This is a genomic window from Microbacterium sp. AISO3 (genome assembly GCF_002204305.1).
Classification (GTDB): Bacteria; Actinomycetota; Actinomycetes; order Actinomycetales; family Microbacteriaceae; genus Microbacterium; species Microbacterium arborescens.
This window is the reverse complement of sequence record NZ_NHRF01000002.1, coordinates 461,406-476,932: the sequence shown is the minus strand read 5'-3', so window position 1 is coordinate 476,932 and position 15,527 is coordinate 461,406. Positions and strand designations below refer to the sequence as shown.

The 15,527-nt window shown below is 70.3% G+C and carries 11 protein-coding genes; 4 read left to right on the top strand and 7 right to left on the bottom strand.

The annotated features are described in order from the left end of the window. Positions 1-3: 3 nt before the first annotated feature. Complete coding sequence (rsmI, locus tag CBF90_RS05045) at positions 4-828, top strand: 16S rRNA (cytidine(1402)-2'-O)-methyltransferase (protein WP_088380037.1); 825 nt, start codon at positions 4-6, stop codon at positions 826-828. 90 nt (positions 829-918) lie between these two features. Here rsmI and CBF90_RS05040 read toward each other — a convergent pair whose 3' ends face one another. The 5 genes from CBF90_RS05040 to CBF90_RS05020 all read right to left on the bottom strand — a co-directional run bounded on the left by CBF90_RS05040 (position 919) and on the right by CBF90_RS05020 (position 9,354). After that, on the bottom strand, positions 919-3,264 hold the full coding sequence (locus CBF90_RS05040) for a glycosyl hydrolase 53 family protein (protein ID WP_141097130.1): 2,346 nt from the start codon (positions 3,262-3,264) through the stop codon (positions 919-921). Positions 3,265-3,369: 105 nt separating this feature from the next. Then, positions 3,370-4,263: a sugar ABC transporter permease gene (locus tag CBF90_RS05035; RefSeq protein ID WP_023950273.1), complete on the bottom strand. Its 894-nt coding sequence runs from the start codon at positions 4,261-4,263 to the stop codon at positions 3,370-3,372. Then, on the bottom strand, positions 4,263-5,891 hold the full coding sequence (locus CBF90_RS05030; RefSeq protein ID WP_088380036.1) for an ABC transporter permease subunit: 1,629 nt from the start codon (positions 5,889-5,891) through the stop codon (positions 4,263-4,265). The genes CBF90_RS05035 and CBF90_RS05030 overlap by 1 nt, the downstream gene beginning before the upstream one ends. 61 nt (positions 5,892-5,952) lie before the next feature. Further along, the gene (locus CBF90_RS05025) at positions 5,953-7,185 is read right to left on the bottom strand and encodes an extracellular solute-binding protein (protein ID WP_023950275.1); all 1,233 of its coding nucleotides are present in this window, start codon (positions 7,183-7,185) and stop codon (positions 5,953-5,955) included. A gap of 147 nt (positions 7,186-7,332) precedes the next feature. After that, on the bottom strand, positions 7,333-9,354 hold the full coding sequence (locus CBF90_RS05020) for a beta-galactosidase (protein ID WP_088380035.1): 2,022 nt from the start codon (positions 9,352-9,354) through the stop codon (positions 7,333-7,335). 198 nt (positions 9,355-9,552) lie between these two features. Here CBF90_RS05020 and CBF90_RS05015 point away from each other — a divergent pair, with 198 nt between their 5' ends. From CBF90_RS05015 to CBF90_RS05005, 3 genes are read left to right on the top strand one after another with little or no spacing between them, the layout of a single operon-like run. Continuing rightward, a complete protein-coding gene (locus CBF90_RS05015) occupies positions 9,553-10,569 on the top strand; it encodes a LacI family DNA-binding transcriptional regulator (protein WP_036304553.1) in 1,017 nt (338 codons plus the stop codon). Between the two features lie 59 nt (positions 10,570-10,628). Beyond that, complete coding sequence (gene metG, locus CBF90_RS05010) at positions 10,629-12,197, top strand: methionine--tRNA ligase (RefSeq protein ID WP_088380034.1); 1,569 nt, start codon at positions 10,629-10,631, stop codon at positions 12,195-12,197. 2 nt (positions 12,198-12,199) lie between these two features. Next, positions 12,200-13,138 carry a TatD family hydrolase gene (locus CBF90_RS05005; RefSeq protein WP_064956455.1) on the top strand — a complete coding sequence of 313 codons (939 nt, stop codon included), beginning with the start codon at positions 12,200-12,202 and terminating at the stop codon, positions 13,136-13,138. A 4-nt stretch (positions 13,139-13,142) separates the two neighbouring features. Here CBF90_RS05005 and CBF90_RS05000 read toward each other — a convergent pair whose 3' ends face one another. Next, a complete protein-coding gene (locus CBF90_RS05000) occupies positions 13,143-14,108 on the bottom strand; it encodes a LacI family DNA-binding transcriptional regulator (protein WP_242435587.1) in 966 nt (321 codons plus the stop codon). Positions 14,109-14,116: 8 nt separating this feature from the next. Beyond that, complete coding sequence (locus CBF90_RS04995) at positions 14,117-15,433, bottom strand: glutamyl-tRNA reductase (RefSeq protein WP_023950285.1); 1,317 nt, start codon at positions 15,431-15,433, stop codon at positions 14,117-14,119. Positions 15,434-15,527 lie beyond the last annotated feature (94 nt).

Sequence of the window (15,527 nt, the reverse complement as noted above, 5' to 3'; positions counted from 1 at the left end):
GCGGTGATCATCCTCGCCGCGACGCCCATCGGCAACCTCGGCGACGCCACGACGCGGCTCGTGACCGCGCTCGAGGAGGCGACGACGATCGCGGCCGAGGACACGCGCACGACCCAGCGCCTGCTCCAGGCCCTCGGGGTGACGAATCGTCCCCGTCTGATCGCTCTTCACGATCACAACGAGAAGCAGCGGGCCGAGGAACTCGTCGAGCGTGCGCGGACCGAGGACGTCCTCGTCCTCAGCGACGCCGGGATGCCCACCGTCAGCGACCCGGGCTTCGGGCTCGTCGCCGCGGCCGCCGCGGCGGGGGTCCGCGTGACCGTCCTGCCCGGGCCGAGCGCGGTGCTCGCGGCGCTCGCCGTGTCGGGGCTTCCCACCGACCGGTTCGCGTTCGAGGGCTTCCCGCCGCGCAAACCGGGCGAGCGACGCCGACTGTTAGACCAGCTGGCGGGCGAGCAGCGCACGCTCGTGTTCTTCGAGGCGCCCTCCCGGATCGCGGAGGTGCTCCGGGCCATGGCCGACGCCTTCGGAGGCGATCGGCGTGCGGCCGTCTGCCGCGAGCTGACGAAGCTGCACGAGGAGGTGGCCCGGGGGACGCTCGACGAACTCGCCGCGTGGGCCGCCGAGGGCATCCGCGGCGAGATCGTCATCGTGGTCGACGGCGCCGGTGCGCGCGAGACCGACCCCGCCGATGCGCTCGCGCAGGTGCAGCGGCTCGTGGCCGACGGCATCCGTCTCAAGGACGCCGCCGCCGAGGTCGCCGCCGCCACCGGCCTGTCGTCACGCGATCTCTATCAGGCCGCCCTGGCTGCTCGCGCCCGCCCCTGACGCGGCCCGCCCCTGACACGAGAACGCACCATCCCCGCGAGAACGCACCATCTTGGGCACGTTTTCGCGGGGACGGTGCGTTCTCGGGGGTCAGCCGCGTCGCGCGACGAGGGGGAGCCCGGCGAGGACCAGCAGCGCGGCGACGGCCAGCGCGGCGAGGGGGAGGGTGCTGCCGGAAGCGGCCAGCGAGCCGGTCGCTGTGGTCGTGGTGGCACCGGGGTCCGTGCCGGGCTGGCCGGGTGCGGGTGCGGGTGCGGGTTCGGATGCGGCGGGGGCGGGCGCTCGGGCGACGAGCGCATCGACGGCGGTGGTGAGGGCCGAGGTCGCGGCATCCACCTCCGCCTGAGGCGTCGCCGGAGCGGACAGGACCGAGCGGGCTGAGGCGAGCGCATCATCGAGCGAGGCCAGGGATGCCGCGGTGTAGGACGTCCGGTCGATCGCTTCGGCTCGGACCACAGCGGCCGTCAGCGCCGAGAAGTCCGCGGCAGGCGCGGCGCGGACCAGAGCGACGTCGTCGATCGTTCCCCAGGCGCCGGCGGGCAGCTCGCCCGCGATCCGCACGGTGAGCGTGTCGCCGGCGGACGCGAACACACCATCCGTGACGGGGGTCGACCACACGCGCCAGCCGTCGAGGGCGAAGCCGGTCTCCGCCGGCAGCGCGCGGGCAGCAGCCGCTTCGTTGGACAGGCTCAGCCGAAGGCGTCCGTCGGTGCCGGCAGCCCCGCCCTGGGCTGCGGCGGACGCGGTGTACCAGCCCGCCTGCGCCACGACGACGTCCTGCTCGAGTGAGAACTGGTATGCGGCGTCGGACCAGAAGTGCGCCGAGCGCGTTCCCGAGCGGGGATCGTCGGTCGCCCGCAGGGTGAGGCCGCGCCCCTCCGCGCGCCACATCGAGACATCGGGGTCTTCGAAGCCGCCGTTTCGGAGCAGATTGCGCCCGATCACCGTGACGGTCGCCGACGTGGCGAGGCCGGCTGAGGTGGTGCCCGAGAACGTGTACACGCCGACACCGTCGACGGTGTCCGACCCCGGTGTCCAGGTGACGCTCTGCGCTTCGCTCGTGCCATCGGTGTACGACACGGTGACGGTCTCGGGCAGATCGATCGGGTCGCCGTCCTCCACCGTCAGCGCGACGCGCTGCACGTCGGTGACGCTGCGCGGCGCGACCGCGCCCGTGCGCACGTACGAGAAGACGTTCAGCGAGGCCAGTGGATTGCCGTCGTGGTCGAAGAGCGCCTGGTTGTCCCACGCCGATCCGCCGAACCACTGTCCCGCGTCATGGGGTTCGTAGCCGCCGGCGTAGCTCGACGCCCAGCCGGATCCGTCGCGCTCCCAGAGCACGCGATTGGACTCGAGCTGCTCCGGCGGTCCGACCGGCAGCCACGCGGGCTCCCAGTAGAAGACGCCGAGGCCCGCCTCGCCCACATCCGCCACGGCTTGCACGACGTCGCGGACGGCGGTGGCCTGGCCCTGCACACTCACGGGGTAGCGGGTCGCGTCCTCGGGCGTCTTCACGACGTTCGGGTGCCCGTCGCCGTCGTCGAGCGTGTACGCCCACGAGGTCTCGGCCACCAGGACCTTCTTGTCGTACGTCGTGGCGATCTGCGACAGCACCGCCGTGAGGTTCTCCGGCGTGCCGTGCCAGAACGGGTAGTACGACGACGCGAACACGTCGTAGTCGACATCCCGCGCGTCCAGCTCGTGCGCGACGTTCGCGTAGAAGCCCTCGCGCTCCGGGTTGGTGAAGTGCAGCACGACGCCGGCCGCGGGCAGGACATCGCGGATGGCTGCCGACCCGGCGCTGAAGATCCTCGCCATGTCGTCCCACCCGGTCACTCCGGCGATGCCCCCGTTGGTCTCGTTTCCGACCTGCACCATCGTCACGTCGACGCCGGCGTCGCGGAACTGCGTGAGCGCGTCGCGGGTGAAGGTTCCCGCTGCGGCGGCCTTCTCATCGACGGTCATCCCCGCCCAGGCCTTCGGCGCCTGCTGCTTGGCGGGATCGGCCCAGAAATCGGAGTAGTGGAAATCGACCAGGACTCCGAGACCCGCCGCCGTCGCCCGACGGCCGATCTCGACGGCCCGGGTGACATCGACGTCGCCACCCCCGTATCCGTTGCCGTCGGCATCGAAAGGGTCGTTCCAGACGCGCACGCGGATGTCGCTCACCCCGGCATCCCGGAGGATCACGAACAGATCGCCGGGATCGCCGTCCGCGTCGCGGAACACGACGTCCGACTCTTCGAGCGACAGCACCGATGACACGTCGACGCCGCCGATGAAGTCCGCCGGGAGATTCTCGACCCGTGGCACGGTGATCGTGCTCGGGACCGGTGCCGGATCGTCGGCCGCCGCCGCCGCCGGGAGCGCGAGCGCCCCGACCGCCAGGGCCGCCGCCGTGATGGCCGCAGCCAGCCGCGGGATGGTTCGTTGCATGGGCCTCTCCTTCGAGGTCGGTGCGCGCGGGCGCGCGACAGGGTACGTTCCCGGCGAACGTGTACCGGGGACGGTGTGGTCTCGGCGCGAGGGTGCGTTCTCGCGTCAGCCCTTGACGGAGCCCGCGGTCAGCCCGCCGATGATGTACCGCTGGAGGCCGAGGAACAGAGCCAGCACGGGGATCGACGCGAGCACAGCACCCGCCGCGAAGAGGCCCCAGTTGCTCGCGAGCTGATTCGAGACCCACTGGAACATCCCGACGGCGAGGGTCCAGTTGTCCTGCGACACCAGCACGATCTTCGAGATGATGTAGTCGCCGAACGAGGCGATGAACGCCAGCAGCGCCACGACCGCGAGGATCGGCGTCACGAGCGGCATGATGATGCGCCAGAACACCTGAGCGTGTGTCGCGCCGTCGATCTTCGCCGACTCGTCGAGCTCCATCGGGATCGTGTTGAAGAACCCGTACATGAGGAACGTGTTCACACCCAGCGCGCCGCCGAGGTAGACGCAGATGAGCGCGAGCTTCGAGTTCAGACCGAGGGCGGGGAACACCTCGCCGAGGGCGAGGAGCATCAGGAAGATCGCGACGAACGCCAGCGCCTGCGGGAACATCTGGATGATGAGCAGCGACGTCAGGCCCGCGCGGCGACCGCGGAAGCGGAACCGCGAGAAGGCGTACGCCGCCGCGGCTCCCATCAGCACGGCCCCGACGGCCGATGCGCCGCTCACGATCAGCGTGTTGCCGTACCAGGTCCAGTACGACGTGCTGCCGAGCGAAGCGAAGTTCGCGAGGTCGAAGACGCCGAACAGCTGATTGCTCGCGGCCAGACTGCCCCGCGGGTTCAGGGCCGCCGAAACGACGTAGAGGAGCGGGAACATCGCGTAGAAGAGGATGACGAGCGCGACGAGGTACTTCCAGCCCACCTCGAGCACCCACCGGCGACGGCGAGCGCCGGCGCGGCTGGGCGGGGTGGCGACGGTGGTTGTTGCAGACATCACTGGTACTCCTCCAGCTTGCGGGTCTGGCGGAACGCCAGGGCGGAGATCACGCCGATCACGATGAACACGAGGATCGACAGGGCGCTGGCCAGGCCGTAGTCGGCAGCACCGCCCGAGACTCCCGAGATACGCCAGATCGCCGAGATCAGGATGTCGGTGGAGCCGAGCGCGTAGGGGGCGCCGGGGATCGCCGGCCCGCCGCTGTTGAACATGTAGATGACGGTGAAGTTGTTGAAGCTGAAGGCGAACGACGAGATCAGCAGAGGAGCCGTCGACACCAGCACGAGCGGCAGGACGATCGCCCGGAACTGCCGGAACCTGCCGGCGCCGTCGATCGATGCGGCCTCGAGACTGTCGGACGGCAACGCCTGCAGGGCACCCGTGCACACCAGGAAGTAGTACGGATACGTCAGCCAGACGTTCACGAACAGCACGGCGATGCGGGCGAGCCACGGGTCACCGAGCCAGTCGATGTTCGCGCCGCCGAAGAAGAACTCGTTGATGACCCCGAACTCGGCGTTGAACATGCCGCGGAACAGCAGGGCCGACATGAACGCCGGGAAGGCGTACGGGAGGATGAACAGCGTCCGGAGGATCTTCCGGCCCTTCACCCGCGGGTCGTTGAAGATGAGCGCCACGACGAGCCCCATCGCGAACGGGATGATGACCGAGAGCGCGGCCCACACGAACGTCCAGAGCGTCACCAGCGCGAGCGGCTCGAGGAGGCCCGGGTCGGTGACCAGCCGCAGGAAGTTGTCGAATCCGACGTTCACGACCCACCCGGTCGGGAGGGCCGCGCCGTCGGCGGAGACGAACTGGCCGTCGTCGGTCGCGGCGTAGACGACGCCGGATGCCGTGTCGGTGATGGTCTGCGCGTCGGCATCCCACGTCAGCGTCGAGAGGTAGACGGCTCCCGTCGAGCCGTCGCGCGTGCGGATCGAGCCGTCGTTCGGGTCGTCCGAGACCGGGACGCGCAGCTCGACGATCTGCTCCTGGAGGGCGGGGTCGCCGAGGAACGTGCCGCGGGGGACCACGTTCCAGCCGGGAACGTCGGTGGGTGCGCCCGAGCCGGATGCGTCACCGACGACTTCGAGCGGACGATCGGTGGCCCCGGCCTTGATCTCGCCGTCGTCGACGATCGCGAAGCCGTACTCGCCGCCCTGCTCGACGACCGCCAGCGGGTACGACGGTGAGGTGTCGATGCGTCGCTCGCCCTGGGCGAGGGCCGCGGCCACCGCCTGGTCCTGCGAGCCGACGTGCCCGGCACCGTAGTTCGTGAAGGCGATGTACGCCGTGTAGCCGAAGATGAAGACCTGGAACACCAGCAGGAACGCCAGTCCCGGCAGCAGGTACTTCAGCGGCAGAGCGCGCTTGGTGAAGTAGACGATGTCGGCGGCGATGAGCAGGACGGCCGCAGCGGTCGCGATGATCCACGACTCGGCTTGGACGGCGGCGAACACGCCCATGAGGCCGAAGGCGTTGACGATCGCCAGCAGCACGAGCTTCACGACGAAGCCCCAGCCGATGCCGGACCAGCGCCGCCCGTGCGGCTCGGACTGCTGCGACCGTTCGGGGGAGCGGCGCGGCGGTGCGCTCTCGCTCACGGTTCCCTGGGGGACCGACATGTGCATCTCCTTCACGAGAGGGGTCCGGGGGCGGAGCTGTGCGCTCCGCCCCCGGAGGGGATCAGCCGATCGCGGCCTGGACGTCGGTCACCATGGTGTTCCAGGTGCTGACGGGGTCGCCGCCCTTGATGATCTGCACCTGTGCGGCGTTCCACAGGTCCCAGACCGAACCCATCTCGGGGATCGAGGGCTGGGGCACGCCGTTCGCGGCGGAGGCGAGGAATCCGGCGACGATGGGGTCGGACGAGACCTCGGCGGCGAGGGTCTTCCACGCAGGCAGGCGCGGGTCGGCCTCGTAGAGGGCGCGCTGCGCGTCGTCGGTCGCGAGGTAGGTGGTCAGGAACTCCTGGGCGAGCAGCTTGTTCGCGCTCTCCGAGCTGATGTAGAAGCCCTGGACGCCCACGAACGGCGCCGCGGTCTCGCCGCCGGCAGAGGGGATCGGGTTGACCTTGACGTTCACGCCGTTGGCGGTGAGCGTCTCGATGGCCCACGGGCCCTGCACCGTGTACGCGGCGGTGCCGGCGGCGAACAGCTCGTTGTTGGTGTCGTAGTCGATCGTGGTCGAGATCTCGCCCGAACCGGCCTCGCCGTGAGCGCCGAGCCACGTGGCGAATGCCTCGCCGCCCGCGCCGCCCATGCCGACCTCGTTCGTGTACGAGCCCGAGGCGTCCTGCACGAAGACGGGCGCGCCGAACGACGTCTGGAAGCCGTACATCGTGTAGGCGTCGCCCTTCTGGCCCGCCGTGTTGATGACGAACGGACGCTCGGCGCCCGCAGCCTGGGCGCGGGCGATCATGTCGTCGAACGATGACGGTGCCTCTTCGCCCACGAGATCGGTGTTCTGCACGAGCGCGATCGTCTCGAGCGCGTACGGGAAGCCGTACAGCTGGCCGTCGTAGGTGAATGCGTCGACCGCGACCTTCTCGATCTGGTCGGCCTTGTCGCCGAGATCGATGGTGTCGACGACACCGGCCGAGACGAAGGAGCCGAGGAAGTCGTGGGCGCCCACGGTGATGTCGGGGCCCTCGCCCGTGGGCACCTGGTTGATGAAGTCGTTGCGGATGTCCTCGAAGTTCTTCTGGACCAGCTCGATCTTGGTGCCGGTCTCCTCTTCGAACGCCTTCGCCGCGGCCTCGATGGCCGGCGCGCGGTTGGCGTCGGTCCAGACGACGAGCGAGCCGCCGGAGCCTTCGGCGGCGTTGCCGCTCTCGCTGGGGGTGCTGCCGCCGGAGCAACCGGCGAGCAGGACGGTGGTCGCCGCGATGGCGACGATTCCGGTCCCGATCTTGCGCATGGATCTTCCTTCCGAAGTGGTCGATCGGAAGGGCCTCTCGCGAGGTCGCTCCGTCACGACCGGTGTGGATGCCGCCGCCGGGTGGCGTCGGCTTTCTCTCTCAGTGCCTGCCGCGAGACGTCGACTGTCTCTCGGTCGTGGGCGCGGTCATCGGCCGCTCCCGTGTGCTGTGCGCGGAGTGCGGATGACGGCGACGTCGCCCGCACTCACCTCCAGCGTGCCCCGGGCGGCGCGACCTGTCACCAGGTCGACGCCCTCCAGGGCGAGCTCAGCGTCCGTCGCCGCGTGGTTGATCGCGATGACGTAGTCGTCGGCGTCGCCGGTACGGCGGACGATCTCGAGGCCGGCCGGCGCGTCGAGCGGGGCGACGCCCGCGTCGGCGTACACCTCGGCCATGATGGCCGCGAGGCCCGCGGCATCCGGTCGCGTGCTCACGTACCAGCCGGTGCCGGCGCCGTGCCGCTTGCGCGTCACCGCGGGCATCCCCGCGCCCGGTCCGTCGACATAGGTCGCGCGGACCTCCGCCTCGGAGACGACGAGGTGCTCGTGCCAGATGTCGGCGGTGTGCGACGCGCCGCCGACATCGATCGTCGTGGTCACTCCGGCGCGCAGCGGCAGGTGCTCTTCGACGCGGATGCCGAGCGCCGGCTCGAGCGGAGCGGCGAAGCCCCCCGGGTGCACGGCGTCGTTCTCGTCGACGACGCCCGAGAAGAACGAGACGACCAGCGTGCCGCCGGCTTCGACATACCGGTTGAGGTTGTCGGCGTCGGCCTGGCGCAGAAGGTACTGCGCGGGCGCGATGACGAGCTTGTAGCCCGACAGGTCGTGACCCGGCAGGGCGAAGTCGACCGTGATGTTGTCGCGCCACAGGCGCTCGTAGAACGCGCGGATGCGCTCGTCGTGCGACACGTCCTCCGACGGGCGCCATTCCAGATCCTGCGCCCAGAACGACTCGAAGTCCCACAGGATCGCGACGTCGGCGTGCACGCGCGAGCCGCGCACCTCGGCGAGCCGGTTCAGCTTCGCGCCGAGATCGACCACCTCGCGGAACACCCGCGACTCGGTGCCGGCGTGCGGGAGCATCGCCGAGTGGAACTTCTCGGCGCCCGACCGTCCGGCCCGCCACTGGAAGAAGAGGATGCCGTCTGCGCCGCGTCCGAGGTGCGACAGCGAGTTGCGCGCCATCTCGCCCGGGCGCTTGGCGATGTTCCGCGGCTGCCAGTTGACCGCCGAGGTCGAGTGCTCCATGAGGATCCAGGGCTTGCCGCCCCCGACCGAGCGGGAGAGGTCCGCGGCGATGGCCAGACCGATCTCGCCCTCGACGTCGGCGGCCCACAGGTAGTGGTCGTCCGAGACGATGTCGACCTCGCGCGCCCAGGCCCAGAGGTCGCAGCCGTGGTGCTGGTTGGCCATGAAGTTCGTCGTGACCGGGAGAGACGAGAAGCGCCGGATGGCGTCGCGCTCGGCGGCGAAGCACGCGCGCAGCTGGGCGTCGGTGAACCGGGCGAAGTCGAGCCGCTGCGCCGGGTTCACGACCGACGGCGCTGCGGCCGGGACGCCCACGTGCTCCCACACGCCGTAGTGCTGGCCCCAGAACGCGGTGCCCCACGCCGCGTTGAGCGCGTCGAGCGAGCCGTACTTCTCCTGCAGCCAGGTGCGCCAGGCGCGCTGCGCGTGGGGGGAGTAGTCCTCGCCGACGGGAACGCCGTACTCGTTGTGCACGTGCCACATGACGACGGCCGGGTGGTCGGCGTACCGCTCGGCGAGCGTCGAGGCGATGCGGATGGCGGCCTCACGGTAAGCGGGTGCGGAGTGCGACGCCATGCCGCGCGAGCCGAAGCCCATCACCACGCCGTCGCGGTTGACCGCACGCGCATCGGGGTGCTCGGCGAAGAACCAGGCGGGCGGGGATGCCGTGGGGGTGCCGAGGTCGACGGCGATGCCGTTCTCGTGGAGCAGGCCGATGATCTCGTCGAGCCAGTCGAAGTCGAACACGCCTGCGCTGGTCTCGATGAGCGCCCACGAGAAGATGCCGACGCTGACCAGGTTCACCCCGGCCTCGCGCATGAGGCGGACGTCCTCGCGCCAGACCTCGCGGGGCCACTGCTCCGGGTTGTAGTCGCCGCCGTAGGCGATCCCGTCGATGGCCGGCCAAACGCTCGCAGGCATGAAACGCGTCCTCGTGTCTCTCGAATGCGCCGGTCGTACTGTGACCGGTCACAGGGTGTGCGACAACTGTAAGCGAGCCCGTCATCCAGAACACGCGTCGTTACCGAACTGTGACCGGTCCCAGGTCGCCTGCCACGCTCGGCTCCTCCTGGCGGCGCGTGCCGACCGGGCAGTGCTGTGCGGAGTAGGCTCACCGACGTGAACGGCTCCACCGGCGCGTCGCGCAAACCGACCATCCGCGACGTCGCGGCAGCGGCCGGCGTTTCGCACGGCACGGTGTCGCGCGTGATCAACGGCGGGCACTGGGTCTCGCCCGAGGCCCGCGACGCCGTCGACCGGGCGATCCGCGAGACCGGCTACACCGCCAACCATGCCGCCCGCAGTCTGGCGACTGGGCGATCGAACTCACTTGCCTTCCTGCTCACCGAGCCTCAGCACCTGCTCTTCGCCGACCCGACCTTCGCGCTGCTCCTGCGCGGAGCCACCGAGGCGCTTGCGCAGCGCTCGATGACCCTCGTGCTCATGATCGCCGACACCGCCGCGGAGCGGGCGAACGTCGAGCGCTACGTGCGTGCGGGGCACGTCGACGGCGTGCTCCTCATCTCGTCGCACGAGTCGAACCCGCTGCTCGCCTCCCTCATCGCCGCGGGGGTCCCCACCGTCTGCACCGGCGTGCCGCTCGGCGACCGCGCCCACGTCCCCACCGTGTCGGTGGACGAGCAGGAGTCAGCGCGGACCATGACGCGCCACCTGCTCTCGCGCGGCCACCGCCGGATCGCCGTGATCACCGGCCCCGACGACACCCCGGGCGGCCGGTACCGCCTGCAGGGCTTCCGCGAGGAGATGGGCGACCTGTTCGACCCCGAGCTCGTCGAGCAGGACGTCTACTCGAGCGACGCCGGTTCGGCGGCGATGACGCGACTACTCGAGCGCGCGCCCGACATCGACGCCGTCTTCGCGGCATCCGATGTCATGGCGGTCGGCGCGATCGCCGCCATCCGCCGCAGCGGACGACGGGTCCCCGACGACATCGCCGTCGCCGGCTTCGACGACTCGGGCCTCGCGGCGACGCACGATCCGCCGCTGACCACGATGCGGCAGCCGTGGAACGAGATCAGCTCGGCCATGGTCGACATGGTGCTGCAGGTGATCGCCGGCGGCGACCCGGAGCCGCTCGTGCTCCCGACATCCCTCATCGTGCGCGAGACCGCGTGACGCTCCGTCGCCGCGACACACGGCACCGGCGGTCCGCGCACTCGAACTAGAATCTCGGGGTGAGCAACGGCCGCAGCTTCTACATCACCACGCCGATCTACTACCCGAGCGACCTGCCCCACATCGGGCACGGCTACACGACGGTGGCGGTGGACACGCTCGCGCGCTGGCACCGTCAGGCGGGCGACGACACGTGGATGCTGACGGGGACCGACGAGCACGGTCAGAAGATGCTCCGCGCCGCGGCGGCGAACAACGTCACCGCTCAGGAGTGGGTCGACAAGCTCGTCGAGGAGTCGTGGTTTCCGCTGCTGCGCACCCTCGACGTCGCGAACGACGACTTCATCCGCACGACGCAGGAGCGTCACGAGGAGCGCGTGAAAGTCTTCGTGCAGACGCTGTTCGACCGCGGATACATCTACGCGGGCGAGTACGCGGCGCTGTACTGCGTCGGCTGCGAGGAGTTCAAGCCCGAGGCCGAGATCGTGAACGGCACCGGCGCCTTCGAGGGACTCAAGGTCTGCGCGATCCACTCGAAGCCGCTCGAGCTGCTGCAGGAGAAGAACTACTTCTTCAAGCTCAGCGAGTTCCAGGACCGCCTGCTCGAGCTGTACAAGACCGTCCCCGACTTCGTGCGTCCCGAGTCGGCGCGCAACGAGGTCGTCTCGTTCGTGAAGTCGGGGCTGAAGGACCTCTCGATCTCGCGGTCGGCGTTCGACTGGGGGATCACGGTTCCCTGGGACCCGTCGCACGTCATCTACGTGTGGGTCGACGCGCTGCTCAACTACGCCACCGCGATCGGGTACGGCACCGACCCCGACGAGTTCGCGCGCCGCTGGCCCGCGTATCACGTCGTCGGCAAGGACATCCTGCGGTTCCACGCGGTGATCTGGCCCGCCATGCTGATGGCGGCCGGTCTCGACGTGCCCCGCGGCGTCTTCGCGCACGGCTGGCTGCTCGTCGGCGGCGAGAAGATGTCGAAGTCCAAGCTCACCGGCATCGCCCCGACCGAGATCACCGACGTGTTCGGCTCGGACGCCTACCGCTTCTACTTCCTCTCCGCGATCGCGTTCGGCCAGGACGGGTCCTTCTCGTGGGAGGACCTCTCCGCGCGCTACCAGGCCGAGCTCGCCAACGGGTTCGGCAACCTCGCGTCGCGGACGATCGCGATGATCGAGCGGTACTTCGAGGGCATCGTTCCGCCGCCGGCCGAGTACTCCGAGGGCGACCTCGCGGTCCAGCGCGTCGTGGCCGAGGCCGCCGATGCCGCGGATGCCGCCATGGAGCGATTCCGGCCCGATGAGGCGATCGGAGCCATCTGGACGATCGTCGATGCGCTCAACGGCTACATCACCGAGAACGAGCCGTGGGCCCTCGCGAAGGACGACGCCCAGCGTGCGCGACTCGGCACCGTGCTTTACACGGCCGCGGAGGGGCTGCGCGCCCTCGCGGTGCTGCTGTCTCCCGTGATGCCCGAGTCGACCGGCAAGCTCTGGGTGGCGCTCGGCATCGACGCACGGCTCGAGGACCAGCCGCTGCGGGAGGCGGGCAGCTGGGGTGTGCTCCCCGCTGGGACGACGGTCAACGGCCTCGCCCCGCTGTTCCCCCGAGTCGAGCAGCCCGCCTGAGCATGGTCGACTCGCCGAAGAACGCGGATCCGGCCGACTCGACACCGTCGCTTCGTGGCGAGTCGACGGATGACGTGTCGCAGTATGTGCGGCAACGATCCCAGGCGGCGAGGGATGTGCGCTGGCCGGAGGCGCCGGAACCGCTGACGGTGCCGGTGTACGACAACCACACGCACCTCGAGATCGAGGATGGCGACGAGCCCCGCTCGCTGGACGAGCAGCTCGAGCTCGCTGCATCCGTCGGGGTGATCGGCGTCGTCCAAGCCGGCGGCGACATCGAGTCGTCGCGGTGGTCGGCGTGGGCGGCGGCATCCCACCCGCGCGTGCTCGCCGCCGTCGCCATCCATCCGAACGAGGCGCCCTTATACGCCGAGGCCGGCCGCCTCGACGAGGCCGTCGCCGTCATCGACGAGCTGGCGGCGCAGCCCCGCGTGCGGGCGATCGGCGAGACGGGCCTCGACTTCTTCCGCACCGGGGAGGACGGGCTGCCCGCCCAGTTCGAGAGCTTCGAGGCGCACATCGAGCTCGCGAAGAAGCACGGCATCGCGATGCAGATCCACGACCGCGACGCGCACGATGCGGTCCTCGAGACCCTCGAGCGCGTCGGTGCTCCCGCGCGCACCGTGTTCCATTGCTTCTCGGGCGACGCCGACATGGCGCGGATCGCCGCCGACCGCGGCTACTGGCTGAGCTTCGCCGGGAACGTGACCTTCAAGAACGCGCAGAACCTGCGCGACGCCCTCGCGGTCACGCCGCGCGAGCGGATCCTGGTCGAGACCGACGCGCCGTTCCTGACGCCGACCCCGCACCGGGGGCGGCCCAACGCGCCGTACCTGATCCCCGTGACGCTACGCTTCATCGCGGCCGAGCTGGGAATCGACGTCGACGAGCTGTCGGCTCAGATCGCCGCGAACACGCTCGAGGTCTACGGCGAGTTCTGAAGCCTCAGCGCGTCGACGAGCCGCGCACGATCTCCCAGGGCAGATCGATGACATCGGGTGCCCCGGCGTCGCGGATGCTGCTGAGGGCCTGGAACATCGCGGCGGGAGCGAGCTCCGGGTGCACGCAGACGTGCGTGACACCGAGCCGCGTGTTGACGGCGCAATCGCTCGTGCAGAGGGCGACGAACTGCATGTCGCGCGGGATGACGAAGTCCATCTCCTCGAGCTGCAGGTAGATGGCCGGGCCTTCCTCGGCGAACGAGAAGATCGCGTCGGCGCCCGCGTCGCGCAGCTCGCCGACCCGGCGGGGGAGCGCGCCGTGCTCGGCATCGAGGTAGGCCACGAGCGGGTCGCGACCGCGCACGGTGCTCCACGCGCGGTACGCGGTCTCGCCGATCTCGTCGCGGGGCGAGCCCGCATCGTCGACGAGGAACCCGATACGCCGCGCCCCGCCGGCCTCGAGCAGGGCGAGGGCGGCGCGCACCGCTTCGTCGTAGCCGGTGCGGACGGTGATCGACAGCTCGGTGTCGACGTAGAGGTCGTTCGTGGCGACGGGGATGCCGCGGGCGATGGCCTCGCGCAGCAGCAGATCGTCGGCGGCCACCTCGGCGAAGTAGACGACGTCGATCTGCGCGCCGCGCAGCAGGTCGGGCCGCGCGGCGGGCAGCATCGTGACCGTGAAGCCCTGATCGGCTGCAGCGCTGACGAGCGCGCCGATGTGCCGGCTGCGATGCAGTGCACCGCGCTTGGACAGGTCGAGCTCGGCATCCTGGGGAACGACGAAGCCCACCGACATCGTGCGGCCGCTCCGCAGCGCCGCGGCGTACTTGTTGGGCTGGTATCCGAGCTCGGCCGCGATCGCCTTGATGCGCTCGCGCGTCTCGGGACGCAGGCTCCCGCGATCGTTGAGGGCCTGACTGATGGCGGCCGTGGAGACACCCGCGCGCAGCGCGATGTCTTTCAGGGTCACCTGCCGCGTCATGACCGGCCGACTCCGGCTTGCGCGCCACCCGGGGCGCGCTCGGTCGGAACGGCGCCGGTGGTCGTGGACGCCTCGGCCGCAGCCGGGAACACGGTCGCCACCGCATCGGCCCAGGCCGCACCCGAGCCGGAGGACGCGAGGGTGTGACCCTGCGCGATGAGACGGTGCAGCAGTACACCCGAGAAGTGGCGCAGTGCGGCCTCGACCTGGGGGGACTCGCCGCGCAGCCGTGCACGCTCGAGCTCGTCGTCGAGGATGCCCGTGATGTATCCGCGCATCGCCACGACCGACGGCGCGACCTCGTGCACGCGCCGCGCCGCCGCGTGGCGGGCCGCAGCGCCGGCGACGATCTCGCGTGCCTCGTCGAGCGTGGCGAACTCGTCGATCGGGGCGTGGATGCGGATGGTCTCGAGATCGAGCAGCTCGATGTCGGCGACGTCGCGGAGGGCGGGGTCGACATTGCGGGGCAGCCCGAGGTCGATGATCAGCTGCGTGCGATCGGCGCCGGCCCGGCGGGCGGCGTGCTCGGCGGCGGTGAGCGCATAGGTGTCGGTGGTCGTCGTGCAGGTCACGATGACGTCGGCAGCGGCCGCCTCTTCGGCGTAGTGCTCGGCGTCGACGGCGACGAGGTGCTCGCGCTGGGCGAAGCGGCTGCGGCCCGAGCGAGAGTGCACGCGGACGTCGACGGCGCCCTTGTCGCGCAGTGCGGCGAGGGATGCCGCGGCGTAGCGGCCGGTGCCCACCAGCAGCACCCGCGCCGCGGACCAGTCCGCCACGCGCGAGGACGCGAGCTCGAGGGCGAGTCGCACGAGCGAACGGCCCGACTCCCCGATGCGCGTGCTGTTCTTCACGGCGCGTGAGGTCTCGGTGGCCCGCTGGAAGAGGTGCTCGAGGGGAGCGGTGGTCAGCCCGCCCCGTCGCGCGTCGTCGAGCGCGCGACGCACTTGGCCGGCGATCTCGTCCTCGCCGACGGCGACCGAGTCGAGGCCGGACGCCACGGAGAAGAGGTGGTGAGCGACCTTGTTGCCGTGGGCGAAGTCGACCGTCTCGCGGACGGTTCGGTACGGCAGATCGCTCAGCTTCGCGATCTCTTCCATCGCGGCGTCCATCGCCGGGATCGTCGAGGGGAAGTCGGCGTCGTCGCGCAGGTCGAAGTACGCCTCGAAGCGGTTGCAGGTCGCCAGGACCACAGCACCCTGGATGGCGTCATGGGCCTCTGTCAACCGGGTGCCGACTTCGTCTCCGATGACGGAGAGTCGCTCGAGTGAAGCGAGCGGCGTGGAGCGCTGATGCGCGGTGAGAGCGACGAGCACGTGCGGAAGAACCCCCTGGAATCGTGACTAGTATATCGATTAACTCATTCGAGGAGATCATCATTCCGGCATCCGCCCACCCTCTCGTCACGCA